Origin of the sequence: Nocardia sp. NBC_00416 (assembly GCF_036032445.1) — a bacterium.
GTDB lineage: Bacteria > Actinomycetota > Actinomycetes > Mycobacteriales > Mycobacteriaceae > Nocardia.
Genome location: NZ_CP107932.1, coordinates 4268853 through 4293402 on the forward strand (window position 1 = coordinate 4268853; position 24550 = coordinate 4293402).

23 protein-coding genes are annotated in these 24550 nt (G+C 67.1%); 11 read left to right on the top strand and 12 right to left on the bottom strand.

What is annotated here, in order from left to right:
• Positions 1-65 precede the first annotated feature (65 nt).
• Both OG804_RS18275 and OG804_RS18280 read left to right on the top strand, forming a co-directional pair.
• Positions 66-689, top strand: coding sequence for an LGFP repeat-containing protein (locus tag OG804_RS18275; protein WP_328388075.1), 624 nt, complete (start codon positions 66-68; stop codon positions 687-689).
• A gap of 251 nt (positions 690-940) precedes the next feature.
• Positions 941-1798: an acyl-ACP desaturase gene (locus OG804_RS18280; protein WP_328388077.1), complete on the top strand. Its 858-nt coding sequence runs from the start codon at positions 941-943 to the stop codon at positions 1796-1798.
• Between the two features lie 123 nt (positions 1799-1921).
• Here OG804_RS18280 and OG804_RS18285 read toward each other — a convergent pair whose 3' ends face one another.
• Entirely contained in the window at positions 1922-3322 is a 1401-nt protein-coding gene (locus tag OG804_RS18285) for a class II fumarate hydratase (RefSeq protein WP_328388079.1), read from the bottom strand.
• Positions 3323-3479: 157 nt separating this feature from the next.
• Here OG804_RS18285 and OG804_RS18290 point away from each other — a divergent pair, with 157 nt between their 5' ends.
• Entirely contained in the window at positions 3480-4538 is a 1059-nt protein-coding gene (locus tag OG804_RS18290) for a fused (3R)-hydroxyacyl-ACP dehydratase subunits HadA/HadB (RefSeq protein ID WP_328388081.1), read from the top strand.
• Positions 4539-4604: 66 nt separating this feature from the next.
• Here the strand turns inward: OG804_RS18290 and OG804_RS18295 are convergent, their stop codons facing one another.
• The 4 genes from OG804_RS18295 to OG804_RS18310 form a co-directional block, all read right to left on the bottom strand.
• Positions 4605-5318 (bottom strand): ESX secretion-associated protein EspG, encoded by a 714-nt coding sequence (locus tag OG804_RS18295; protein ID WP_328388083.1) that lies wholly within the window; start codon positions 5316-5318, stop codon positions 4605-4607.
• Complete coding sequence (locus OG804_RS18300; protein WP_328388085.1) at positions 5315-6499, bottom strand: hypothetical protein; 1185 nt, start codon at positions 6497-6499, stop codon at positions 5315-5317. Before OG804_RS18300 ends, OG804_RS18295 begins: the two co-directional genes overlap by 4 nt.
• 170 nt (positions 6500-6669) lie before the next feature.
• On the bottom strand, positions 6670-7299 hold the full coding sequence (locus OG804_RS18305) for a DUF3558 domain-containing protein (protein ID WP_328388087.1): 630 nt from the start codon (positions 7297-7299) through the stop codon (positions 6670-6672).
• The gene (locus OG804_RS18310) at positions 7296-7565 is read right to left on the bottom strand and encodes a hypothetical protein (RefSeq protein WP_328388089.1); all 270 of its coding nucleotides are present in this window, start codon (positions 7563-7565) and stop codon (positions 7296-7298) included. Before OG804_RS18310 ends, OG804_RS18305 begins: the two co-directional genes overlap by 4 nt.
• A gap of 636 nt (positions 7566-8201) precedes the next feature.
• On the opposite strand from OG804_RS18310, the gene adh reads away from it, so the two are divergent.
• The 3 genes from adh (at position 8202) to OG804_RS18325 (ending at position 11048) form a co-directional block, all read left to right on the top strand.
• Positions 8202-9719 (top strand): aldehyde dehydrogenase, encoded by a 1518-nt coding sequence (gene adh, locus OG804_RS18315; protein ID WP_328388091.1) that lies wholly within the window; start codon positions 8202-8204, stop codon positions 9717-9719.
• Entirely contained in the window at positions 9719-10120 is a 402-nt protein-coding gene (locus tag OG804_RS18320) for a DUF779 domain-containing protein (protein WP_328388093.1), read from the top strand. Before adh ends, OG804_RS18320 begins: the two co-directional genes overlap by 1 nt.
• A gap of 454 nt (positions 10121-10574) precedes the next feature.
• A complete protein-coding gene (locus OG804_RS18325) occupies positions 10575-11048 on the top strand; it encodes a VOC family protein (protein WP_328388095.1) in 474 nt (157 codons plus the stop codon).
• Here the strand turns inward: OG804_RS18325 and OG804_RS18330 are convergent.
• Together OG804_RS18330 and OG804_RS18335 are read right to left on the bottom strand one after the other, a co-directional pair.
• Positions 11036-11716, bottom strand: coding sequence for a TetR/AcrR family transcriptional regulator (locus OG804_RS18330; RefSeq protein ID WP_328388097.1), 681 nt, complete (start codon positions 11714-11716; stop codon positions 11036-11038). The genes OG804_RS18325 and OG804_RS18330 overlap by 13 nt on opposite strands.
• Positions 11717-11767: 51 nt before the next feature.
• On the bottom strand, positions 11768-12040 hold the full coding sequence (locus OG804_RS18335; protein ID WP_328388099.1) for a hypothetical protein: 273 nt from the start codon (positions 12038-12040) through the stop codon (positions 11768-11770).
• Positions 12041-12153: 113 nt separating this feature from the next.
• Between OG804_RS18335 and OG804_RS18340 the strand changes: the two genes are divergently transcribed.
• A complete protein-coding gene (locus tag OG804_RS18340; protein ID WP_328388101.1) occupies positions 12154-12537 on the top strand; it encodes a DUF488 domain-containing protein in 384 nt (127 codons plus the stop codon).
• Positions 12538-13023: 486 nt separating this feature from the next.
• Positions 13024-14373, top strand: coding sequence for a PhoH family protein (locus OG804_RS18345; protein WP_328388103.1), 1350 nt, complete (start codon positions 13024-13026; stop codon positions 14371-14373).
• 142 nt (positions 14374-14515) lie between these two features.
• Here the strand turns inward: OG804_RS18345 and OG804_RS18350 are convergent, their stop codons facing one another.
• The 3 genes from OG804_RS18350 to OG804_RS18360 form a co-directional block, all read right to left on the bottom strand.
• Complete coding sequence (locus OG804_RS18350) at positions 14516-14929, bottom strand: limonene-1,2-epoxide hydrolase family protein (RefSeq protein ID WP_328388105.1); 414 nt, start codon at positions 14927-14929, stop codon at positions 14516-14518.
• Positions 14930-15174: 245 nt separating this feature from the next.
• Positions 15175-16467, bottom strand: coding sequence for a serine hydroxymethyltransferase (glyA, locus tag OG804_RS18355; protein ID WP_328388107.1), 1293 nt, complete (start codon positions 16465-16467; stop codon positions 15175-15177).
• A gap of 125 nt (positions 16468-16592) precedes the next feature.
• Complete coding sequence (locus tag OG804_RS18360; RefSeq protein WP_328388109.1) at positions 16593-17789, bottom strand: DUF885 domain-containing protein; 1197 nt, start codon at positions 17787-17789, stop codon at positions 16593-16595.
• A gap of 178 nt (positions 17790-17967) precedes the next feature.
• Between OG804_RS18360 and coaA the strand changes: the two genes are divergently transcribed.
• Positions 17968-18900, top strand: coding sequence for a type I pantothenate kinase (gene coaA, locus OG804_RS18365; protein WP_328388111.1), 933 nt, complete (start codon positions 17968-17970; stop codon positions 18898-18900).
• A gap of 90 nt (positions 18901-18990) precedes the next feature.
• Here coaA and OG804_RS18370 read toward each other — a convergent pair whose 3' ends face one another.
• Entirely contained in the window at positions 18991-19779 is a 789-nt protein-coding gene (locus OG804_RS18370) for an isoprenyl transferase (protein WP_328388113.1), read from the bottom strand.
• A 394-nt stretch (positions 19780-20173) separates the two neighbouring features.
• Between OG804_RS18370 and trhA the strand changes: the two genes are divergently transcribed.
• Entirely contained in the window at positions 20174-20821 is a 648-nt protein-coding gene (trhA, locus tag OG804_RS18375) for a PAQR family membrane homeostasis protein TrhA (RefSeq protein ID WP_328398512.1), read from the top strand.
• 133 nt (positions 20822-20954) lie between these two features.
• Positions 20955-22475 carry an adenylate/guanylate cyclase domain-containing protein gene (locus OG804_RS18380; RefSeq protein ID WP_328388115.1) on the top strand — a complete coding sequence of 507 codons (1521 nt, stop codon included), beginning with the start codon at positions 20955-20957 and terminating at the stop codon, positions 22473-22475.
• Positions 22476-22482: 7 nt separating this feature from the next.
• Here the strand turns inward: OG804_RS18380 and OG804_RS18385 are convergent, their stop codons facing one another.
• A complete protein-coding gene (locus OG804_RS18385; RefSeq protein ID WP_328388117.1) occupies positions 22483-24522 on the bottom strand; it encodes a thioredoxin domain-containing protein in 2040 nt (679 codons plus the stop codon).
• Between the last annotated feature and the right edge of the window lie 28 nt (positions 24523-24550).

Consider the following 24550-nt stretch of genomic DNA (forward strand, 5'->3'; position numbering starts at 1 on the left):
AGCCGGAGTGATGAACCACCGCAACCTGTCCGTCCATCACACCGGCCTGTCGCGAGAGGATGGACATGCACCACTTCGCTCGACGTTCGGCCGGATTCACCATGGCACTCGCCGCCGCGGGCCTGCTCGTCGCCGGCTGCAGTGACGACGACAACTCGGTATCGGATACCGTCGGCTCCCTGACCTCGGCTGTGATGCCGGGCGAGGGCAGCGGCACGAACGGGCCGTCCGCGTCACCCGGGGCCGAGGGCTCGGCCACCGAGACGACAGGCCCCGAAGGCTCGGCCACCCCCGACAACGACCCCAATGCCGATGCCGGCGAAACCACCGTGCAGACGCCGGACGGTACCGACGTCACCGTCAAGGGCAGCATCTATCAGAAGTACACCGAGGCGGGTGGCCCGACCGGCACGCTCGGTATGCCCGAGGGCGAGGAAGAGGTCGCCGGTGACGGCGGCCGCTATCAGAACTTCGTCGGCGGCACCGTCTTCTTCAGCGAGGACACCGGCGCCCATATCGTCTGGGGCGATATCCGCGAAGCCTGGGAGGCCAACGGCGGCGCCGACGGCGAACTCGGCTTCCCGACCTCCGACGAGGAGACCACCCCCGAGGGCAAGGAGAGCCAGTTCGAGGGCGGCACCATCACCTGGAACTCTTCGGACCGCACCACCACCGTCACCCAGAACTGAGATTCGGCAGCCGAGGGGCGCCCGCTCCGGCGGGCGCCCCTCCGCTGTCCCGGGCGCCGCCGTCCGCGCTACCCGTGCCCAGACGACCTCTCGATCCCGGCGGGCCGGCGGTACCTCGACCCCCGCGAACCCTGCCGGCTGCGCCAAAAGCAATTGTGGGAGATCCCGGTCCGGACCAGCGCGATCACTCATATTCCCGAACACGACCCGGTGCCGCCCCACACTCCTGCCCGACCCGCTACCGTATTCGCGTGCAGAAACTGTTGACCGACCGCGACCTGCTGGAATCGCTCGCGGTGGAGGTGGAACTGACCATACGGCGCCATACCGAGATCGCCGATGAATGGCAGCCGCACGACTTCGTCCCGTGGGACGACGGCCGCAACTTCGCCTTCCTCGGCGGCGAGGACTGGGATCCCGCGCAGTCCGAACTCGGCGATACCGCCCGGCTGGCGCTCACCGTCAGTGTGCTGATCGCCGACAATCTGCCCTCGTACCACCGGGAGGTCGGCAAATACCTACGCACCGGCGCATGGTGGCGCTGGGTGGGCCGCTGGACCGCTGAGGAGGCGCGGCACTCGGTCCTGATCCGTAACTACCTGATGGTCACCCGCGCCTGCGACCCGGTGGAACTGGAGCGGCTGCGCATCAGCCATATGACCGATGGTTTCCGGCGTGAGCCCCTGCATCTGCTCGATCTGCTGGCCGCCTGCGCGTTCGAGGAGACCGCTGCCGCTGTCCGGCACCGCAACACCGCCGCCCTCGGAGAGAACCCGCTGGTCACGGCGATCGCCGAGCGGATCGCGAAGGATGACGAGATGCAGGCCGACGTCTTCGCCGACCTGATCGCCGCCGGTTTCGCCGAGGCTCCGGACCAGACCATGCGTGCCGTCGCCGACCAGGTCGCCGCCTTCCGGGTCCCGTCGCTCACCCTGCCCGACGGGCGCAGCAGCGACGAAATGCTGGCCGATGCCGGTATCTATCTCCCGGAGAAGCAGGACGAGCTGGTTTTCGCGCCGCTGCTGCGCCGGTGGGATGTGTTCGGTCGCACTGATCTCGGCGAATCCGGCGAAGCGGCGCGCGAAGAACTCGCCCGGTTCCGGTCCTGAGCGAGTTCCGCGGAAGCGATTCCGGTGCGGCTCGACCCGTGATCCACGGGTCGCGCCGCACCCCGGGGTCCACCCCGGCCGGTTCCGGAACTACCTCCCGCGCCGATAGGAATACCTTCGGGCTCAGTCGTTCTCGATATTCGTCATGGACAGCACGTCCAGGCGCCGATCGAGTTCGGCTTCGCTGAGTTCGTCGCCGATCAGCCCGCGGTCGATCACCGTCTGCCGGATGGTCTTCTGTTCGCGCAACGCCTGCTTGGCGACCGCCGCGGCCTCTTCGTAGCCGATCGCCGAATTCAGCGGGGTCACAATGGAAGGCGAGGATTCGGCCAGAGTGCGCAGGCGTTCGGTGTTCGCGATCAGTCCGTGAATGCACCGATCCGCGAAAAGCCGGGACACCGCCCCCAGCAACCGGATGGATTCGAGCACATTGCGTGCCATCACCGGGATATAGACGTTCAGTTCGAAATGTCCGCCCGCGCCCGCGAACGCGACCGCGGCGTCGTTCCCGATCACCTGCGCCGCCACCTGGGTAACCGCTTCCGGCAGTACCGGATTCACCTTCCCTGGCATGATGGAACTGCCCGGCTGCAGGTCGGGAAGTTGCAGTTCACCCAGCCCGGTCAGCGGTCCGGACCCCATCCACCGGATATCGTTGGCGATCTTGGTCAGGCTCACCGCGACCGTCCGCAGCGCCCCGGAGACCTCGACCAGCCCGTCCCGCGCCGCCTGCGCCTCGAAATGGTCCTCGGCCTCGGTCAGCGCATCGATCCCGCTGGCGCGCACCAACTCGGCCACCACCTTCGCCCCGAAATCGGCGGGCGCGTTCAAACCGGTGCCCACCGCGGTTCCGCCGATCGGCAGTTCGCCCAGCCGCGGCAGCGTGGCCAGCAGTCGATCCATCCCGGCCGCGACCTGCCGGGTGTAGCCACCGAACTCCTGTCCCAGCGTCACCGGCACCGCGTCCATCAGATGGGTGCGGCCCGATTTCACCACCGACCGCCATTCGTTCGATTTGTCCAGCAACGCGAGCCGCAGATGCTCCAACGCCGGCAGCAGATCCTTGATCACCGCTTCAGTGGCGGCGAGGTGGGTCGCAGTCGGGAAGGTGTCGTTCGACGACTGGGACATGTTCACGTGGTCGTTCGGATGCACCGTGACCCCGTTGCGCGCCGCGATCGACGCGATCACCTCGTTGGCGTTCATATTCGAACTGGTTCCCGAGCCGGTCTGGAACACATCGATCGGGAACTGGTCGTCGTGGCGGCCCTGCGCGATTTCCGCCGCGGCCGCGACGATCGCCGCCGCCCGGTCCTCGTCCAGCAGTCCGAGGTCCCGGTTGACGACCGCGCAAGCCCCCTTCAGCAGTCCCAGCGCCCGGATCTGCGCGCGCTCCAGCCCGCGCCCGCTGATCGGGAAGTTCTCCACCGCCCGCTGAGTCTGAGCCCGCCACAACGCGTCCACCGGTACACGAACCTCACCCATGGTGTCGTGCTCGATGCGATACTGCTTCTCCTCGCTCATGAACCCGACCCTATGCCGCGGTCCGGCGAAGTTGTCGTGCCACGCGTGAGTTCTGGATCACCGATACCGCCCACTCGGCACCACCCCGCCCCGCGAACACGTTTCCTGTGATATCTCGGCATGCCGGGTGCGACAGCGGTAGGTAGATTTCGCGATCGTGGTAAACGATAGTAGAACCAGTCCGGCCGTCGAGACCTCCGGCGATTCCGCCGAACGGATGCTCGCGCTGGTCGGGCATCGTCATCGGGCCGCCGATCACTATGTGGTCGGCCGGGAGAAGATCCGCGAATACGCCCGCGCAGTCCAGGACTATCACCCGGTGCACTGGTCCGAGGACGCCGGCGCCGAATTCGGCTACGGCGGCCTGATCGCCCCGCCGACGTTCTTCTCCGTGCCCGGTTTTCTCGCGCAATCGGAGATGTTCACGACCCTGCTCACCGATTACGACATGAGCCAGATCATGCAAACCGATCAGGTCCTGGAATTCCACCGGCCGATCCGGCCGATGGATCGGCTCGTCTTCGATATCTATCTGGAATCGTTCCGACGGGCCTTCGGCGGCGATCTGATGGGTTTCAAGATGGTGGTCTCCGACCACCACAGCGAGCCGGTTCTCACCGCCCGCACCAGCATCGTGGGCAGGTCCGGCGTGAGCACCGGCGACACCGAACTCGGCCGGCGCATCGTGATGCACAGCTTCCGCACTCCGGACCGGCCCCATCGTCCCGCGGCGGCGGCCGTCACGGGCCCGGCCACCGACCTCGCGGCGCCCACCCTGGCCCCTCCGAGCGGTTTCGCGCGACTGTTCGACACAGTCGCCGTGGGCGAAGAACTGCCCGCGCGCACGGTCCAGTTGACCGCCGGTGACCTGGTCAACTATGCCGGTGTCGCCGGTGACCCGAACCCGATCCACTGGAGCCGCGAGGCCGCGGGCTCGGTCGAACTCGAATCGCCGGTCGCCCACGGAATGCTGACCATGGGGATCGGCGCGGGATACGTCACCTCCTGGCTCGGTGATCCCGGCGCGGTGCGGGAATACGCGGTTCGCCTCACCAGCCCGGTCCACGTGCCTCCCGGCGAACCGGCCGTGATCGAGTACACGGGCAAGGTGAAAGCGCTGGATCCCGTGCAACGGACCGCGACGATCGCCCTCACCGCCCTGCACCGCGGCCGCAAGATCTTCGGCAGAGCCACCGCCCTGGTCCAGTTGAGCTGAGACCCTCGCGGGCCACGCGCGGAGAAGCGATCAACCGGTCGGCTTCTCCGCGCGGGGAGTCCGCCGTCAGACCCGTACCGGAGCGACGAGCCGCGCGATTTCGCCGCGCAGGTCACCGTGTGAGATGGGGTCGATATGGAAATCCTGGTACCGGTGCCGGTAGATGTAGCGACCGTCCTCGGCGATATCGAACCAGCTCAAGTAGCGGGGTTCCGCGGGCTGTTCGGCCCTTAGCCCGTGACGCGCCTCCAGAAAACCCGAACCCGCGCGCGGGGCTTTGAGAAGCCGCCGCATCCGGTCGGCCGGTTGCGGTTTGCCGCCGTTCCAGACCTCATAGGTATCGCGGAGCCGATCGATGCTCTCCACCAGAGGCGGACGCGTACCTTTGGGAAGTTCACCCAGAATCTGCAGGAAGATACTGGGGACGACCGCCGCCGAGCCGATCTGGACGACGATCTTCCCGTCGTAATCCGTTTCGGCACCCGGGAATTGAACGACAGTGACCCCCGCGTTTCCCGCGAATGCTCCGTAGGCGCGGATCCGGCGTCTACGGCTACCGGAGAGAGTCAGGGTCGATTCGGGATCGGCGGCGGCCGCCAGAGCGGCGGTGAGATCCGGGTCGCCGCCCCGGGGATACCGGGTCGCGATACCTGCCGTCAGCCGCTGATACTCGTCCTCCCAGCGCACCGACGACCGCAGCTCGAGTGGATAGGGATACCGATCTCGCCCGGTCTCCTGCCAGACGTGCATGAACTCGTCCGGAGTGAACTCCCACTTCACCGACGGTCACCACGGTCGTCGGCCGGCTGCGCGGCAGGCGCATCGGCACCCAGCACCCCGCCCAGCGCATCGACGGGTGCGCCGAACAGTTCCTCCTCGCGGTCCCGGATCAGATAGTCGGGAGTCTTGTGTTCGTCGTCGCCCTCCCCGCGTTTGCCGCCGCCGGGCGACATCATCCCGGGCATACCCGACATACCCCGGTTGGTACCCGCCGCGGTCGAGGCCGCCGCAGGAGACCCGGTGGAAGCATTGGGCGAGCCCGGGGTACCCGTCACCGTCTTGCCCGGCGTCTGGTTCTGCGGCGTACCGCTCGGCGAACCGGACGGTGTTCCCGACGGGACCGACGGTGAACCGGTTGTGGTGGTCGACGGCGTAGTCCGCTGCGGATCGCCGGTCGGAGTTCCAGTGGTGGTACCGCTCGGCTGCTGGGTAGTCGGGTTCTCGTTCGCCCCCGCGGCCGTGGTGTCCTGCGAATCGTCCGCCGCACCAGAAGTTTCGGCCGACTCCCCCTGCACCTCGTTCTCGCCGGGAGTCTCGCCGCCCGGAGTTTCGCTTCCAGGAGCGGAGGCCGTGGTGCTGCCACCGGGGTTGCTGGTGGAGGTACCACCGGGGACAGGCGAGGTCGACGGGTCGCCGGGCGCCTGCACCGGAACGAAAGTCGGCACACCGTCCCCGGCGGGCTGATAGGTGGGCTTGTAGGCCATGTTCATCACTTCGACGGCGGCCGAGCGCTGATCCTCTTTCATCCGGTCGAACGCCGCCGCGGCAGCCGGGTCGGTCGCGCCGACAACCGTCTCCGCGACCTTCGCCGGATCGATCACTGTGGTGCTGATCGCGGTGCTGGTCGGAGACTGGACCGGAGGCGCCGGGACGGACTTCTTCACAACTCCGGCAGCATAAGCGGCGGCATCGATCCGCAGCCCGACCGCCCGGATCACTTCCAGCACATCGGTCGACTGGTCGTAGAACGTCCGCGTGGCTTGGTTCGCGGCGTCGGCGAACTGCCCGTCCAAACCGTCCGAGAGCTCTCGCTGGACAGCCAGGTGGGCACCGAACAACGCTCCCCCGAGAGAATTCGCTATCGAGTCGTACACCTCGGCGATATCGTGCATCAAACCCGGACGCATGGCATCGACCTTCGAAAAGATCTCTTCGTGGGAAAGTCCCTCGAACTGCTCCATCTGCGTGATGTAGGAAGGATCACGGCCACCGTGGGAAACCTGTGATCCGAAATGCTCTGCGCCCGACTGCCTCTGCTGTCCGGTAACCCTGTCCTGCACCGCCGCTGGGTCGATACCGAGAGGCGGACCGAACATTCCCAACGGCGAAGTCGATTGGTCTCCGCTCATCGTCAGTTCTCCGACCCGATCTCTGGCTCTAGCGCTTGAGCGATGCCGAGAATCCCGTCGCACTTCTCCAATCCGGATTCCGAGGCTTCGAAGGTTCGTGTGGTGGTCATCATTACGAAGCCGACCTTCGTACGCAGGTGGATGCTGCAGGTTTTTCTCATTTGCGGATCGCGAACCCAAATAGCCTCACGTCCGTTAACGGCCAGCGGCTCGCTCAGTGCACCGTTCTTCTGCAGATTCTCGTCCCAGGTGACGTTTCCCGAGTCGATCTGTAGATCCCAGTCCTTACCATCGAAATCACATGTCAGGAAAGTGTATTCAGCGACGAGGTCGTCCCCACGCCGACGGCTGGCCGGATCCAGTCCGGACTTTTCGGCAGCCTGATCGCTGATCCACGTACAGGGGTCGAAGACGACCTCGGGCCGCCCCTCCGTTGTGTACTCGTTCTTCAGCGGCGGTGGTTGGAGTGCCGGATCTGTAAGGGTGGGACGAACATCCTCTCTCGATGAAGACTGCGATACGGCCGATGTCGCTGTCACGGCTTCCGATGCGCCACTGTCTGTACATCCCGTGACCACACCCGCAAGCACGGCGCAGACCGCCGCTACCGCCGGAACAGACCGTCTTGTCACTGCTCAACCTCCACAGACTCGATAGCACGCCGGTTCATCTGATCGGCCTCTTCAAAGGCTCCCCCCGCTTGAAGGAAGGCTGCCGCCATACGAAGTGCGGCTTCGCGTATCCCGGACAACGCGTCCGTCGTCGATGTTCCCTTGCCTGCGAATCCGAGTTGCAGCGCTATCGATGAGTCGAAACCGCCGAACCCTTGCGTGTTGCTCAGGCGCTTCGACCGATCGATCTGCTCGTCCAGACACGTATCTACCAACCGGGTGTACACCGCAGCGCACCTCTCCGCGGCCCCCCGCTCCATCCGGAATGTCCCCGCCACAGCCTGCTGATACAGCGCGGTCGCGGTCCCCTGCCCCACATCCATACCGCTCGGCCCACCCTTCCGTAAAATTTCACTCACCATACTGGACGCGCCTGCGCCCAGATCGGTTCCGCGGACTGCTCGTTCCCTGCCGACCGACCAGCGCTCGCCGCGGCCGGAACCACCTACCCGACTCGTTACCGCGTCGACCCTGCGGCCCCGTCCGGCGTGTGCGGTCGGCGGTCGACCGGCCGATGTGAGCAGATCCGCTCGCCCTCGGCCACGTCCGGGCCGGGAGCCGCGAACGAGGTGTACGGAACAGCCCGCCCACCCCGACTCGCGATTGATCGCCGCTATATTCCACACTCGTCCGACGCATCGGCCCCCGACGTGCACCTCGCCCTTCCTGGCGCGCATTCACCGCCGTAAACGCCGGAAAACCTTATCTCCGACGCCAGGACCAGCGAGGACTTTCCCGCCTCCCGAATCACGTCCACGATTCGGTCCGAACTTCCCATGCCATCGCCACCCAGGCGGCATAGTGAGGTACATCACGCCTTACCCGGTGTGCGCTCAATGCCCGAGTCGACCGAGGAGTTCGTCATGACCTACGCCAAGCCCGGTACCGACGGCAGCATCGTCAGCTATGCCGGCCGATACGACAATTTCATCGGCGGCGAGTGGACCGCGCCCGTCGAAGGTAAATACTTCGACAATCCGTCCCCGGTCGACGGCGAGACCTTTTGCGAGGTAGCACGTTCCACCGCCCCCGACGTGGAACTGGCGCTGGATGCCGCGCATGCGGCCGCCGATGGGTGGGGCGCCACGTCCGCCACCGATCGGGCCAATGTCCTGAACAAGATCGCGGATCGTATCGAGGAGAATCTCGAGGCGCTGGCGGTCGCCGAAACCTGGGAGAACGGGAAACCGGTCCGAGAGACCAAGGCCGCCGACCTTCCGCTGGCCGTCGACCATTTCCGGTATTTCGCGGGCGCGATCCGGGCTCAGGAGGGCGGGATCAGTGAGATCGACGCCGATACGATCGCTTATCACTTCCATGAGCCGCTCGGGGTGGTCGGACAGATCATTCCCTGGAATTTCCCGATCCTGATGGCGACCTGGAAACTGGCTCCCGCCCTGGCCGCGGGAAACGCGGTGGTACTGAAACCGGCCGAGCAGACACCGGCTTCGATCATGAAAGTGATCGAGCTGATAGGCGACCTGCTGCCTCCGGGTGTATTGAACGTGGTGAACGGGTTCGGTGTGGAGACCGGTAAACCGCTGGCGTCGAGTCCGCGGGTGGCGAAAGTGGCCTTCACCGGCGAGACCACCACGGGCCGGTTGATCATGCAGTACGCCAGCGAGAACATCATCCCGGTGACGCTCGAGCTGGGCGGCAAGAGCCCGAACATCTTCCTGCCGGATGTGATGGCCGCCGATGACGATTTCCTGGACAAGGCGGTCGAGGGGTTCGTGATGTTCGCGCTCAATCAGGGCGAGGTCTGCACCTGTCCGTCCCGCGCGCTCATCCATTCCTCGATCTACGACGAGTTCATGGCCCGCTGCGTCGAGCGCACCAAGGCGATCATCAGTGGCGACCCTCTCGACGACGCGACCATGATCGGGGCGCAGGCCAGCAACGACCAGTTCGAGAAGATCATGTCCTATATCGATATCGGGAAGAAGGAAGGCGCCGAGGTGCTGACCGGCGGCAATCCGCGCTCGGTCGACGGCTACCCGAACGGATTCTATGTGGAGCCGACAATCTTCAAGGGCAGCAACGATATGCGTATCTTCCAGGAGGAGATCTTCGGCCCGGTCGTCTCGGTCGCCACCTTCGATTCCACCGAGGAAGCGCTGAAGATCGCGAACGACACCCTTTACGGTCTCGGCGCCGGTGTGTGGACGCGTGACGCCAATACCGCCTACCGCCTCGGTCGCGGTATCAAGGCCGGTCGAGTGTGGACGAACTGCTATCACGCCTACCCGGCGCACGCGGCGTTCGGCGGCTACAAGAAGTCCGGCATCGGCCGCGAGAACCACGCTCAGATGCTGGACCATTACCAGCAGACCAAGAACCTGCTGGTGAGCTACTCACCACAGAAGCTCGGGTTCTTCTGATGCCGGACCCGAACCGGGTGGAGCTCACCGACGCCGCGTCGACTCTGTTGCACGAACTGGTCGAACGGCACGGCCCGGTGATGTTCCACCAGTCCGGCGGGTGCTGCGACGGCAGCGCACCCATGTGCTACCCGCGTGGTGAGTTCCGGGTCGGGGCACAGGATGTGCTGCTGGGGCAGGTGGACGCGGATACGCCGTTCTGGATGAGCGCTGATCAGTACCAGTACTGGAAGCACACACATCTGACGGTGGACGTGGTGCCCGGGCGCGGGAGCGGGTTCTCACTGGAGGCGCCGGAGGGTGTTCGTTTCCTGATCCGCTCCCGCTTGCTCACCGACGAGGAGTTCCTCCGCCTCGAAGCCGCGCCACCGCCGCCCACGGGCGCGGATATCTCCGACTGACCGCACGGGTATCCGCTGGGCCCGGACCGAGACCTCCAGCGCCCAGCGTGTCGGACCGAACGTCGACATCCACCCGCCGGATAATGAATTGCCCGGTCGAGCCGCTGGTCCATCTCGGGCTGATCCCTCCAGGTGGTCACCTCCCACAGGTCGGGGCACGCACGCCCCGGTTCCGGAGTGACAGAGCGAAGGAACGCAGCAGCCGAGCGCCGGAGTGAAGAACCGGGGCACCAGAGCTCAGGCCACGACGCCGCAGGCGAGGCGATCCAACACGACCGGGTCATGAGGACTCCGCCGCAGGCGGGGCAAAGGAACGCAGTCGGGGCCCGCCACGGTTCTGGAGCGACCAGAGGGAGTGAGCACAGCGACCGACCGGCGGGAGCGAAAACCGGGGTCGACAGGGCCCCCGGCCCGCCCCGCCGGATGCGGGGCCACAGACACAGGAGGATCCGCCGTGCAGAAGATCGTCACGAATCTTTGGTACGACACGCAGGCCGAGGAGGCCGCGGAGTTCTACTGTTCGCTGTTCGCCGACGGCAGGATCACCGGTGTGCAGCGCTACACCGAGTCCGGTATGCGGGAGACCGGGACGGTGATGCTGGTCGACTTCGAACTCGCCGGTCAGCAGTTCACCGCTATCAACGGCGGCGGCGATTACCACTACACCCATGCCATGTCGCTGCTGGTCAATTGTGATGATCAGGCCGAGGTGGACCGACTGTGGGAGGCGTTGCTCGCGGGTGGTGGCGAGGAGGTCCAGTGCGGATGGCTCAACGACAGATATGGTGTCCCGTGGCAGATCTGGCCCGAGGGGGCCAACGATCTCCTCTCCGGTGACGATCCGGTGGCGGTCGATCGCGCGCTCGCGGCGATGTACCAGATGAAGAAGATCGATCTGGCGGCGATGCGGGCGGCCTACGCCGGCTGAGCCGGCTCGCTCCGGCGGTCGGTTCGGCCGCGGTGCCACCGCCAGGCGAATTCGCCGGGTCGCGGTGGCGGCCCCGGCAGATCGCCGTCGGCGCGCAGGCCGTCCACTAGTACGCCCAGGACTCTGCGGCGCAGCTGCGCGGTGCGGTCCTTGTCGGGCGTCGAGACGGCGGCGCAGGCCTCCAGTACCAGGCCGACGTCCTGCGGAATGATTTCCGGTCGCAGTGTTCCCGACTGGTGCGCCCGGCGGATCAACTCCGTGATGACCTCCTCGGAGTGTTCGACATCGGGCATCATCGCGGGATCGGGGGCGAAGGTGCCGGCCAGATGCACCGTCAGTGAATGCACGTCCGCGTCCACCACTCGCTCCAGGAACCCGACCAGCGCGCGCCAGCCGTCGGGCTCCGCCAAGGCGGCGTCGGCCTCCGCGTTGTAGCGACGCAGCCCCTCGTGGCACAGGGTGCGCAGGAGCACCTCCTTGCTCGGGTAGCGCCGGTAGAGTGCGCTGATCCCGACCCCCGCGCGTTCGGCGACCGCGGCGATCGGGGCCTTCGGTTCGGCGAGGAAGACTTCCCGCGCGGCTTCCAGAACGAGGCTGTCGTTGCGCGCGGCCTGCGCCTTGCGACCGGGCAGCGGTGTGCGCGCGGGCTGTTGCGCTGATTTCGGCATGGCCCGAGCATAGCATTTGAAACGGAATATTCCGTTCTACTGCCGTGCGTATCAGGAATGCTCGGTCAGATACTGCAGGTAGAACCCGCGCAGCGCCTCGGCGAGTTCGCCGTCACCCGCGTGGACGTAATCGTCGAGCATCGGCACGACCCATTTGATGTCGGCTTCGCTCTCCCCCTCCCGGCCCGCCGTAGCCTCCGCCGCCGGGATGCGGGTCAGCAGTTCCCAGAGGAAGCGGATATCCCCGCGCCGCACCGCGAGCCTGACCGCACGGTCGTGCAGCTCCTTCGACGAGAGCTTCTCCAACTCCTCGTTCTGGGTCATATGGCCGACTCTAATCCCCGGCAAAGGCGATCGGGCCGGGTTTCGGTGACCGTCACGCCGATCGGTCCGCGTGGCACGTCCGCTCGGGCCGGATACCGTGCTGCGATGACCGGATGACCGACGAATCGCTCACGCTACCGCCAGGCTTCCAGGTCAAACGCGTATACGAGGCCCCTGAGCGCGACGACGGCTACCGGGTCCTCGTCGACCGCCTGTGGCCACGCGGGGTGGCCAAGGCGGCGGCCCGAATCGACGAATGGGCCAAGGACATCACCCCGTCGACCGAATTGCGCCGTTGGTTTCACGAGAACCCCGACGGTCGCCGCGCGGAGTTCGCCCAACGCTACCGGGACGAGTTGTCGGGCCCGGCCGCCCGCGAGATCCTGGCCGGGCTGCGGGAACGCGCCGGGGCCAGTCCGCCGGTCACCCTGGTCACCGCCGTCAAAGAGCCGGGTCACAGCCATGTCCCAGTACTCGTCGAGCGATTGCGCGGGTAACCGACTCAATTGGGATGTCGCCCCGCCCGGCCCGGCAGCCGCGAAGCCGCGGCGAGCAGCCGAGCACCCGGATCACGACTCTTCCCGACGGTCGATCGGCAGCGCCGAGGCGAATCCGGAGCGAACCCACCCGAGCCATGAGGGGACGCGGCATGGTGGACCGATACTCGATCCGAATCGTTCAGGGGCCGCCTATACCCATTCTGACCTGGGTGAAACCTGGCAAACAAGCGCGGGTTCACAGCGAATTCATCAAATACTCCTGCATTTCTCCGAGCGCGCAGGGGCAGTGACGAGGTAGCTTCGGAGTGGCGGGTTGCATGTTGCGATTCGCTCGGGAGGTCCTGACCGTGACTGAGCAACTCAGTACGAGGGGGCCGGCACCCGGTCCTCGTGGCCACTGACGCACCCCGTCAGCAGCCATCCGGACCTACCGGCCCAGCGAGACTGTCTGTGTGGGTGCCGCGCAGACCATAGGAGCCTACCGTGACTGATAATCGCTCCGTATCCGCCCCATCGGCGAATTCTCGCTTCATTCAGAAAGGTTTGAAAACCTTCGTCATCGACACCTCGGTGCTGCTGTCGGATCCCTGGGCGTCGACCAGGTTCGGCGAGCACCACGTTGTGTTACCGCTGGTAGTGATCAGCGAACTCGAAGGTAAACGACACCACCACGAACTCGGCTGGTTCGCCCGCGAAGCGTTGCGCATGCTCGACGATCTGCGCGTCGCCCACGGACGACTCGACGAACCGCTGCCGATAGGCACCGAAGGCGGCACGTTGCAGGTGGAACTCAACCACACCGACCCCTCGGTGCTACCGGTCGGTTTCCGCACCGAGAGCAACGATTCCCGCATCCTGGCCTGCGCGCTCAACCTCGCGGCCGACGGATGTCAAGTGGTGCTGGTGTCCAAGGACATTCCGATGCGGGTGAAGGCCAGCGCGGTAGGTCTACGGGCGGAGGGATATCACGCACAGGATGTGGTGACCTCCGGCTGGTCGGGCATGGTCGAAATCGACACGTCCACCGAGGTCGTCGACCGACTCTACAGCGAATCGGTCGCAGACCTCGACGAGGCGCGAGAACTGCCCTGCCACACCGGAATCCGGCTGCTGGGCAGCAGTTCCAGCGCCCTGGGCCGGGTGACGCCGGACAAACGGGTGCAGCTCGTCCGCGAACGTGAGGCGTTCGGGCTGCACGGACGTTCCGCCGAACAGCGTGTCGCGCTGGACCTGCTGCTCGACGAGAGTGTCGGGATCGTCTCGCTGGGCGGTCGCGCCGGCACCGGTAAATCAGCGCTGGCGCTCACCGCCGGCCTGGAAGCGGTGCTGGAGAAGCGCACTCAACGCAAGGTGGTCGTGTTCCGGCCGCTGTACGCGGTGGGCGGGCAGGAACTCGGTTATCTGCCGGGCACCGAGAACGAGAAGATGGGCCCGTGGGCACAGGCCGTTTTCGACACTCTGGACGGTCTGGCCAGCCGCGAGGTGATGGAGGAGGTCCTGAGCCGCGGGATGCTGGAAGTCCTTCCGCTGACCCATATTCGAGGCCGATCGCTGCACGATTCATTCGTGATCGTGGACGAAGCCCAGTCACTGGAACGCAATGTCCTGCTCACGGTGCTGAGCAGGTTGGGCGGCGGCTCCCGCGTCGTGCTCACCCACGATGTCGCCCAGCGCGACAATCTGCGGGTCGGCCGACACGACGGTGTCGCGGCGGTGATCGAGAAGCTCAAGGGGCATCCCCTCTTCGCCCATATCACCCTGACCCGCAGTGAACGGTCGCCGATCGCGGCGCTGGTCACCGAGATGCTGGAGGAGTACGGACCCAACGCCTGACCGAGAGGATCCGGCCCCGGGTGTGCACTCCCCGGGACCGGATCCGGCCCGGTTTCGACTCCCGCATCGCACTGCCCGTATTCCGGGTCGAGCCCGAGCGGGCCGAGTTCGGCGCGACCGGCCGGTGCCGAAAGCGCCGAGATCAGCGGCCGAAGATCGCCTTCACCACACCGACCGCGGCACCGCGCAGGAAGTTCTCCCAGCTGAAGTGGTCGTGCCACAGGATGATCCGGCCATCCCGGAGTTCGAAGGTGCCCATCACCCAGAACGCGATACTGATCGGCCCGAAACGCAGCACATCGGTGCGATCGGTGAGCACGATCGCACCATCGGCAGCGATATGGTGCATCTGCGCCGAGAACCCGAACTGGTCCCCGTCCAGACCGCGCAACAACTTGCCGACCCGCCGCGCCCCACGCACATCCGGCAACGAGGTGTTCTTCCAGACGATATCCGGATGCACCAACTCCAGCGCCTCGTCGAGGGCGCCGACCTCCATCGCGGTGAAGAATTCGCGGACCGTGGTGACCGCTTCCTGATTCAGATCGGTTTCCATGCCCCGAGCCTAGAACTGCAGCCCGGGCGGGACCAGGGGGTAACGGGGCGGAGGATCGGTTGCTGCCGGGGTAGAGCAGGTGAGGTGCCGGAAAAGAGGGCTGGGCCGCGGTTGTATCACGGGAGTCCGGGGTGAGCCGCCGCTGAAGGCGTCGGAGCGGCGATAGGTGGGCTCACCCGCGACGGCCAGAAGCGAACCCACCCGCGAAGGTGCGAGAGTGGGCTCGCCCCGCCGAAGCGCCAGAACTACAGCAGGTTCCAGTCTTCCAGGCCCTGGTACAGCGGGAAGTCGTTGGCCAGTTTCTTGACCCGGCCGCGCAGCGAATCCAGGTCGGCGCCACCGGCCAGCGCGGTCGCGATGATATCGGCGACCTCCGTGAACTCCGTGTCCCCGAAGCCGCGGGTGGCCAGCGCGGCCGTACCGATCCGCAGGCCCGAGGTGACCATCGGGGGGCGCGGGTCGAACGGAACAGCGTTGCGGTTCACCGTGATCCCGACCTCGTGCAGGAGGTCTTCGCCCTGCTGGCCGTCGAGGTCGGAGTTGCGCAGGTCCACCAGGACCAGGTGTACGTCGGTGCCGCCGGTCAGCACGCTGATGCCCTTGCCCGCCACGTCGGTCCCGGTGAGGCGTTCGGCCAGGATCTTCGCCCCGGATACGGTGCGCTGCTGGCGTTCGGCGAACTCAGGGGTTCCCGCGATCTTGAATGCGACCGCTTTCGCCGCGATGACGTGCATCAGGGGCCCACCCTGCTGGCCGGGGAAGACCGAGCTGTTGAGTTTCTTGGCGTAATCCTGCTTCGCCAGGATCAGTCCCGAGCGGGGGCCGCCGAGCGTCTTGTGCACGGTGGAGGAGACCACGTCCGCGTAAGGAACGGGCGAGGGATGCAGGCCGGCGGCGACCAAACCGGCGAAATGCGCCATATCGACCCAGAGGTAGGCGCCGACCTCGTCGGCGATCTCCCGGAACGCAGCGAAGTCCTGGTGCCGCGGGTAGGCCGACCAGCCCGCCACGATGACCTTGGGCCGCGCCTCGCGCGCGATGGCCCGCACATTGTCCATATCCACTCGGTGGTCTTCTTTGGAGACCCCGTAGGAGTGGACGTCGTAGAGCTTGCCGGAAAAGTTCAGCCGCATGCCGTGGGTGAGGTGACCGCCGTGGGCCAGGTCGAGGCCGAGCAGCCGGTCGCCCGGATCCATCAGCGACATGAGCACCGCCGCGTTGGCCTGTGCGCCCGAATGCGGCTGCACATTCGCGAAATCGGCGCCGAACAGCACCTTGGCGCGCTCCCGCGCCAGGTTCTCGACGACGTCGACGTGCTCACAGCCGCCGTAGTAGCGGCGGCCGGGGTATCCCTCGGCGTATTTGTTGGTGAGCACACTGCCCTGCGCTTGCAGCACCGCGCGCGGAACGAAGTTCTCCGACGCGATCATCTCCAGGGTGTCGCGTTCGCGGGCGAGCTCACCCGCCATGGCGGCAGCGAGCTCCGGATCGAGCTCACCGAGAGACTGGGTATTGACAGAGGCGGTCGTCTGCGTCACGCAGTCAGTGTATGAGTCGCGCCCGTTCTCTCGGGAACCGGGTTTGGTGAGGGGGCAGGGCAGGAAGGCCGGGGCGCCTCCGCCTTCGCTCCGGCCGTACGCGCTCGCCTGCTGGGCTGGACCCGTCAGGCGGCGCGCAGGGAGGACGGGATCAGCGGTTCGTCGAGCAGGCGACGGAATCGGTCGGCGCGTTCGTCCTCGTCGGAGGCCCGGTCCAGCCACCCGCCCAGCAACTTGTAGCCCTCCACGTAGGTGCTGATGTAGGCCCGCCACAGCGGCGAGGACAGGAAGCGCAGCGAGTGACGAGCCCGGTCGGCGGTGGTCAGCGACCAGCGCTCCAGGAAACCGGCCACCTCGTCGGCGTCCTTGCCCTGATCGTGCAGCATGAGCGCGGCGTCCTGCCGGACCCCCAGCAACTGCCCCGACGCGGCGGAGAGCCGTTCGGCGCGTTCTCCGTCGAACCGCAGCCCCAGGTCCGCGTAGATCTCCTGGGCCCATCGGCCCCACCCTGGCCCCACGATCGACCGCAAGGCCAGATCGGCCAGTCCCTCGGCCATCAGGCACTGCGGGGTGTTCACCAGGAAGATCGTCTGCTCGGCCTGTCCGGCCGCCACCAAGCCGGCTTCTTTGCGGCAGTGTTCGGTGTGGTGGCCGGGGTAGGACTCGTGCGAGATGAGCCGCGGCAGGTTCGCCATGTGCTGGCGCAGGTCGGAATTGATCGCCACCGTCGAGCGGTAGTTGCCGAGGTAGTAGTTGAAACCGGACCACGGTTTGTCGCCGACCACCTCATAGGTGACGTGCTCGTGGTCGGGCAGCGGATACCGGCCGCGGACCAGTTCGCGCAGTGCGCCGGAGAACGCTTCGACGCAGGCCTCGAGCCGGTCCGGCGGGATCTCGTCGGCCTTTCGGTGCGCGGCCATCCGTTCGATCAGCGGACCCGTCCCGCCCAGGACCTCGTCGATCTTCCGGTGCGCCTCGTGGTAGTCGGCGGGGTCGCCCGGTCGGATGTCGACGTCGAAATAGTCGTGGACCTCGTCGATGAATCCGATATCGTCGCCGGCGAATTTCCGGCCGGAGCATTCCAGCGCCCGCAGGTGCGCGTCGAGGAACTCGGTACGTTCCGGAGCCAGGCCCGCGGCGGGCAGTTCCGCGCGCAACCGGGCGGCGGTGCGGGCGAGGTCGCGGGGTTCGGGCTTCGGCGCGTTCTCGACTTCCCGCCGCAACTGCGGGTCGGAGGTGTAGGCGTCGACGAATCCCTCTTCGATCCGGTCGAATGCCAGACCGAGCCGCAGGTATTCGATCACCAAGGGATGGGCTTCCATGGCTTCGACCCTAGCGATGGACCCCCTCGTTCGCCCGCTCTCGCGCGAGGGGCAGAATTCAGCCATGAGGGCACAGCCAGAGCGCCGGACCTGCCGGGGTCGGGTCAGCCGCGGCAGCGGCGTCCCACACGAACGGCACCGCGAACACAAGTGTCCGGCAGAGTGGAGCGCTGAGTAGATGGCCAAGGCGAGCGAGCCCAGCCCGTATGTGGAGTTCGACCGGAAACGGTGGCGAGAACTGCGAAAGTCGACTCCGCTGGTGCTCACCGAAGAGGAACTGATCGGGCTGCGGGGTCTGGGTGAGCAGATCGACCTGGAGGAGGTCGCCGAGGTCTACCTGCCGTTGGCTCGGCTCATTCATCTGCAGGTGGCGGCCAGGCAGCGCTTGTTCGCGGCCACCGCCACCTTCCTCGGCGAATCACATCCCGACAAGCAGGTGCCCTTCGTGATCGGAGTGGCCGGGAGTGTGGCGGTGGGGAAATCCACGACCGCACGCGTCCTGCAGGCGCTGCTGGCGCGCTGGGATCACCATCCGCGTGTCGATCTGGTGACCACCGACGGATTCCTCTACCCCACCGCCGAACTCACCCGCCGCGGCATCATGCACCGCAAGGGTTTCCCGGAGAGCTACGACCGCCGTAAACTGCTGCGTTTCGTCACCGAGGTGAAATCGGGCGCCGAAGAAGTGTGCGCGCCGGTCTATTCACATATCTCCTACGACATCGTCCCCGGCGAATTCCACTGCGTGCGCCAGCCGGATATCCTCATCGTCGAAGGCCTGAACGTCTTGCAGACCGGGCCCAGGCTGATGGTTTCCGACCTCTTCGATTTCTCGATCTACGTCGACGCCCGGATCGAGGATATCGAGAACTGGTATGTGCGGAGGTTTCTGAGCCTGCGGGCCACCGGTTTCGCCGATCCCAAGGCCCATTTCCACCACTACGCCAAATTCACCGATGTGGAGGCGACGGCCGCGGCGAAGGACATCTGGAATTCGACCAACCGCCCCAACCTGGTGGACAACATTCTGCCCACCCGCCCCCGGGCGACGCTGGTCCTGCGCAAGGATTCCGACCACGCGATCAACCGCCTGCGACTGCGGAAGCTCTGACTTCACCTCCACAAGCAGGCCGACCTCCCACCTTCACGAGCAACTCACCCTCACCGTCAGGGGTACGCCGACGTCCGCAACCTCCAAAAATCACGTACCGTAGCGGCGATGCCGGGCCGCGTAGTCGCGGAGGGCCCGTAGGAAGTCGACGCGGCGGAATTCCGGCCAGTACACCTCGGTGAACCAGATTTCCGAATAGGCGCTCTGCCAGAGCAGGAATCCGGAGAGTCGTTGTTCGCCGGAGGTCCGGATCACCAGATCGGGGTCCGGCTGGCCGGAGGTGTAGAGGTGGTGCCCGATGGCGCTGACCGTGATGGACTGGACGAGGTCTTCCCCTGTTTCACCGGCGGCCATTTCCTGGCGGACCAGTTGACGGACCGCGTCGGCGATCTCTTGGCGGCCGCCGTAGCCGATGGCGACGTTGACGTGCGTGCCGCTGCGTTCGCGGGTGCGTTCGGTGGCGGTGCGCATCCGTTTGGCGACGAGTTCGGGGAGGCCGTCCAGGGTCCCGACGATGCGGACTCGCCAGTTCTGTTCGGGTGCGGCGAGTTCTTCGACGACGTCGGTGATGACCTCGAACAGGGTTTCCAGCTCTTCTTGGCCGCGGCTGAGGTTTTCGGTGGAGAGCAGGTAGACGGTGACCAGCTCGATTCCCTCGGCCTCGCACCAGCTGACCAGTTCGGCGACTTTGAGGGCGCCGACGCGGTGTCCATGGGTGATATCGGTGAACCCGTTCTCCCGGGCCCAGCGACGGTTGCCGTCGCAGACCACCGCAACGTGGCGCGGATGCTGTTTATCCGCAAGCTGCTTGGCCAGACGGGCCTCGTAGACGCGATAGGGAAAGCCCCGCAGCCGACTCGGAAATTCCACGACGACCAACAGTACGCCTTTTCCTGTCCGGGTCCGTAGTTGCGGCAGAATGCGGTGATGTTCACGGCCGCGCCGTCGATCGCCCGTCTCGGCCGTCCAGGCGGTACAGTGACAACCGAAGAAACCTACGCTGTCGTAGGTTACCCGCGGGTTCTGTAGCGGTCCCGGGTCCCGGCGCCGGATAGGCGGCCACGGACCCCCACCGCGCGGGGCCGAGCCCGGCGTCGAGCACGGGAGGCGGGGCATGCGCAGAGTCGACCCAGGAGGTTTCGTGTCCGACCCGTCCCTCGGCGGCCCACCGCGTTCCGGCGACCTCGATCCACACGGCATTGCGCCAGGCGACACCATCGACCGGAACAACGGCGCGGACAACGACGACCCGGTCCCCAACCCCGCCGATTCCCTGGCCGCGCTCGTCAAACCCCGGCTGCGGGGCTGGATCCACACGTGGGCCACCGGTATCGCCGCGCTGGCCGTCATCGCGCTGGTGGCGAAGGCGGCGACCGTATCCACGACAGCGGTCGTCGCGACCCTCGTCTACGGGCTCACCATCTGCGCCCTGTTCGGAATCAGCGCCACCTATCACCGGATCACCTGGACCACGGTCCGGGCGCGGGTCCGGATGAAACGCGCCGATCATTCGATGATCTTCGTCTTCATCGCGGGTACCTACACCCCGTTCGCGCTGCTCGGCCTGCCCGAGCCGACCGGCCCGATCCTGCTCGCCGTGGTGTGGGGCGGAGCGCTGGCCGGGGTCGCGTTGAAACTGCTGTGGCCGCACGCGCCGCGCTGGGTGGGCGTGCCGTTGTATCTGCTGCTCGGCTGGGCCGTCGTTCCGGTGGGCGGCGAGCTGTACCGCTCGGTCGGTCTACCGGCGGTGTTGCTGCTGGTCGCCGGCGGGCTCGCGTACAGCGTCGGCGCGGTGCTCTACGCGACCCGCTGGCCCGATCCGTGGCCCGGCGTCTTCGGTTACCACGAGTTCTTCCATGCGGCCACGGTGATCGCCGCGCTCTGCCACTACGCGGCGGTGTGGCTGGTACTGCTCGGTTGAGCGGCGCGTGTTCCGACCACCCGGGCCCGGGCGCCGAACGTGGGCGCGTGCCCAGCCGCGTCGATTAGGCTGCTGATTCGTGTCCTTCGATACCGGCCGCCGGCGCCACAGCGGCTACCGCGGGTAGCGCCCCATGACCGACCGCAGAGGGCCCCGGTCCCGGGTGATCACCCGGCTGATGCTGTGGACCGTCCGCGCCCCGTGGGGGCTGGCGGCTGTGGTCATCGCCGCGCATCTCAGCGGTCTCGCCGTCATCGTGACCCAACTGGTTCTCATCGGATTCCCCGGTCGTATCGGCGCCGATCAGCTGAGCGGTCTGATCATGGTCACCATCTATCCGACGATCGCGTCCCTGTTCGGGATCGGGCTGGCGGTCCGGGACCGGATGGACTATTTCGGCTGGCTGGATCGATCCCGTAAGCCGACGCCCGAGGAAGCGCGGCGAATCCTGCATCTGCCGCTCGCGGTGACCCTGCGCTCGCTGCTGATGTGGGCCCCGGGGGTGGTGCTGTCGGCGATCCTGCTGGCCAGGCTCACGACGGAGAACGATCTCACGGTCCTGCTGGCCATGTTCACCATCGGCGGGCTCGAATCGGCCGGTCTCACCTACCTCGTCGTGGACCGGGTGATCCGGCCGGTGGTGCCGATCGTGGCCGGCGTACTCGGCGCGACCATGCATTGGAGCTCGTCGGTCTCGGTGCGGGTGGCGCTGGCGTGGGCGGTTTCCGGCGCGATGCCGCTGAGCGCGCTGATCGTGGTCCTCGCCGATCCGGCGACCACCATGGAGCACCGCATCCGCACCGGCATCTATCTCGCGGCCATCAGCCTGGTCGTGGGCCTGGCGGCCACCTGGGCGCTGTCGCGCGCCGTGGCGACCCCCCTGCGCACCCTCCGGATCGCGGTCGACCGCATCACCCGGGGCGACCTCGACGTCCGGGTATCGGTCGGCAGCGCCAGCGAGATCGGCCGGCTGGAGCATTCCGTCAACGAGATGTCGGCGAATCTGCGCGAACGGCTGCGGATGCGCGATGTGTTCGGCCGCCATGTGGGCGAGGAGGTGGCCGAACGAGCGCTGGCCGGCGGAGTCGACCTCACCGGGGACGTACGCGAGGTCTCGGCCCTGTTCGTGGATGTCACCGGGTCGGTGGCGATCTCCACGGGACTCCCGCCACAGGAGTTCGTGGCCAAACTCAACCGGCTGATGGCCACGGTGGTGGCCGCGACCGAGGAGAACGACGGACTGGTGAACAAGTTCGAGGGCGACGCGGCGCTGTGCATATTCGGCGCGCCGATCGCGCTGGCGGACAACGCGACCCCCGCGCTACGGGCGGCACGCCGGATCCGTGACGAGATCCTGGCGGCCGGGGAACTCGATATCGGTATCGGCGTGGCCCGCGGGACCGTGTTCGCCGGAGACCTCGGTACCGATACCCGCCGGGAGTACACGGTGATCGGTGATGCGGTGAACGCCGCGGCCAGGCTCACCACCCGCGCCAAGGAGGTGCCCCGGCGCATCCTGGTCTCCCAGAGCGTTATCGATGCCGCCTCGGCGACCGAGCGGGCCGCGTGGGTGGAGTACGGAGCGGTCGCCCTGCGCGGTATCGACGAGCCGACCCCGTCCTGGACCGATCGCGATCCCGGCGGGCGGCTGTAGCCGCCGGTCAGGCAGGCCGGGTCAGCGCGGCACGCAACTCGTCCGGGGTGGTCACCGGCAGATCGCAGACCGTGCCGCGGCATACGTAGGCCGCCGCGGCGCCGTCGATCGCCGGGCGGTCGGCGAGCAACGGGACGGCGTCGGCGTCCGCCCGGACGACGATCGCGCCACCGGGCGCGTACGCCCGGGCGACCTCCAGCAGCTCCGCGTCGCCCGCCGTCGCGGACCCGGCGGTGGCGATGGCGATCTGCAGCGGACCCTGTAATGCGGCCTCGGCGACCGTCAGCCACTGTCCGGCCGACCTGGGCGCCTTCGCCAGGACCACCGCGCCGCGGGCGAGGGTGTGTTCGGCCAGTTCGCGATAGCGGGCGGAGCGTTCGGGCTCGACCACCGCCGAGGCGGTCAGCAGGGCCTCGGCCAGCACCGACGCCCCGGCCGGCGTGGCGCCGTCGACGGGGTCGCGGGGCCGCGCGATCAGTGTTTCGGCGTCGTCGGCGGTATCGAACCAGCTGCCGGGCTCGTCCGGGTCGGCGAAATGAGCGACGGCCGAGTCCAGGATCCGGTGGATATCCGGCAGCCGGGCCGCCGAACCGGAGTACTGATGCAGGGCCAGCAGGGCGGTGGCCAGCCAGGCGTAGTCCTCCAGCACACCCGGCGCGGCGCCGGCGACCCCGCCGAGCGAGGCGCGCAGCACCCGGTCCCCCACCACGTGGACGTCGAGGATCACCTCGGCGAGTTCAGCGGCGGCGTCGAACCAGTCCCGTCGATCGAGCGCCCGGGCGGCCTCGCAGAGCGCGGTGATCGCCATACAGTTCCACGCGGTCACCATCTTGTCGTCGCGCTCGGGCTGCGGGCGGCGTTCCCGGGCGGCGCTGAGCGCGGCGCGCGCCCGCTCGAACCGCTCGGTGTCCGCCGGGTCGGCGCGCCGGGTGAGCACGGAGCTGCCCTGTTCGAAGTTCCCGGCCGTCGTGACCCCGAAGACCTCTCCGGCCCAGGCGCCCTCGATCGGCCCGAGCTCGCCGATCAACTCGGCGGGGTTCCAGACATAGGTCGCGCCCTCCACACCGGGCCGGCCCGGTTCGAGGTGGGTGTCGGCGTCCAGCGCGGAGGCGAACCCGGTCTCGGTGGACAGGTCCGCCAACAGGAACCCCACCAGTTCCTCGGTGATCCGGCGCGGCAACGGGTCGGCCGGACTCCGCCGCGCCAGATGCGCGTAGCAGCGCAGCAGCTGTGCGTTGTCGTAGAGCATCTTCTCGAAATGCGGGATCACCCAGGCCGCGTCCACCGAATAGCGGGCGAACCCGCCGCGCAACTGGTCGTAGATACCGCCGCGAGCCATAGCTTCCGCGGTACGGTCCACCACCCTGCGCACCTCGGGGTCGCCGGTGCGTTCCCAGCTGCGCAGCAATCCCTCCAGCAACGCGGCGGGCGGGAATTTCGGGGCGCCGCCGAAACCGCCGTGGGTCTCGTCGAAATCGCGCAGCACCGCGGCGACGGCGTGGTCGAGTAGTTCGGGTGTGACGGTGAGCTCGGATTTCGGGATCCCGGCGGCCTGTGCCCGCAATGCCTCGGCCACCTGCTCGGAGGCCGTGTCGACGTCGGCCCGACGATTACGCCAGGTGTCGGTGATCGCGGTCAGCAGTTGGGTGAACGACGGCATACCGCCGCGCGGCGACTTCGGGTAGTAGGTCCCGCAGTAGAACGGCTCTCCCGCCGGGGTGAGGAAACAAGTCATCGGCCAACCGCCCTGGCCGGTCATCGCGACCGTAGCGTTCATATAGACCGCGTCCAGGTCCGGACGTTCCTCCCGGTCGACCTTGATGCACACGAATTCGTCGTTCATCTGCGCCGCGGTGGCCTCGTCGGCGAACGACTCATAGGCCATCACATGACACCAGTGGCAACTCGCGTACCCGATCGACAGCAGGATCGGCACATCGCGCGCGGCGGCTTCGGCCAGCGCGCCGGCGTCCCACTCCCGCCAGTGCACGGGATTGTCCGCGTGCTGACGCAGGTAGGGCGACGTGGCACCACCTAATCGGTTCATACGTCCCAGCCTTCCACACCCAGCCAGC

What these genes read in the sequence shown, in the direction of transcription:
- OG804_RS18350 (WP_328388105.1), bottom strand. Translation starts at nt 14,929, where the DNA reads ATGGAAACCGATCTGAATCAGGAAGCGGTCACCACGGTCCGCGAATTC.
- OG804_RS18380 (WP_328388115.1), top strand. Translation starts at nt 20,955, where the DNA reads ATGACCGACCGCAGAGGGCCCCGGTCCCGGGTGATCACCCGGCTGATG.
- OG804_RS18320 (WP_328388093.1), top strand. Translation starts at nt 9,719, where the DNA reads ATGCCGGACCCGAACCGGGTGGAGCTCACCGACGCCGCGTCGACTCTG.
- adh (WP_328388091.1), top strand. Translation starts at nt 8,202, where the DNA reads ATGACCTACGCCAAGCCCGGTACCGACGGCAGCATCGTCAGCTATGCC.
- OG804_RS18340 (WP_328388101.1), top strand. Translation starts at nt 12,154, where the DNA reads ATGACCGACGAATCGCTCACGCTACCGCCAGGCTTCCAGGTCAAACGC.
- OG804_RS18360 (WP_328388109.1), bottom strand. Translation starts at nt 17,789, where the DNA reads ATGGAAGCCCATCCCTTGGTGATCGAATACCTGCGGCTCGGTCTGGCA.
- coaA (WP_328388111.1), top strand. Translation starts at nt 17,968, where the DNA reads ATGGCCAAGGCGAGCGAGCCCAGCCCGTATGTGGAGTTCGACCGGAAA.
- OG804_RS18300 (WP_328388085.1), bottom strand. Translation starts at nt 6,499, where the DNA reads ATGGAGCAGTTCGAGGGACTTTCCCACGAAGAGATCTTTTCGAAGGTC.
- OG804_RS18275 (WP_328388075.1), top strand. Translation starts at nt 66, where the DNA reads ATGCACCACTTCGCTCGACGTTCGGCCGGATTCACCATGGCACTCGCC.
- OG804_RS18285 (WP_328388079.1), bottom strand. Translation starts at nt 3,322, where the DNA reads ATGAGCGAGGAGAAGCAGTATCGCATCGAGCACGACACCATGGGTGAG.
- OG804_RS18330 (WP_328388097.1), bottom strand. Translation starts at nt 11,716, where the DNA reads ATGCCGAAATCAGCGCAACAGCCCGCGCGCACACCGCTGCCCGGTCGC.
- OG804_RS18385 (WP_328388117.1), bottom strand. Translation starts at nt 24,522, where the DNA reads ATGAACCGATTAGGTGGTGCCACGTCGCCCTACCTGCGTCAGCACGCG.
- OG804_RS18335 (WP_328388099.1), bottom strand. Translation starts at nt 12,040, where the DNA reads ATGACCCAGAACGAGGAGTTGGAGAAGCTCTCGTCGAAGGAGCTGCAC.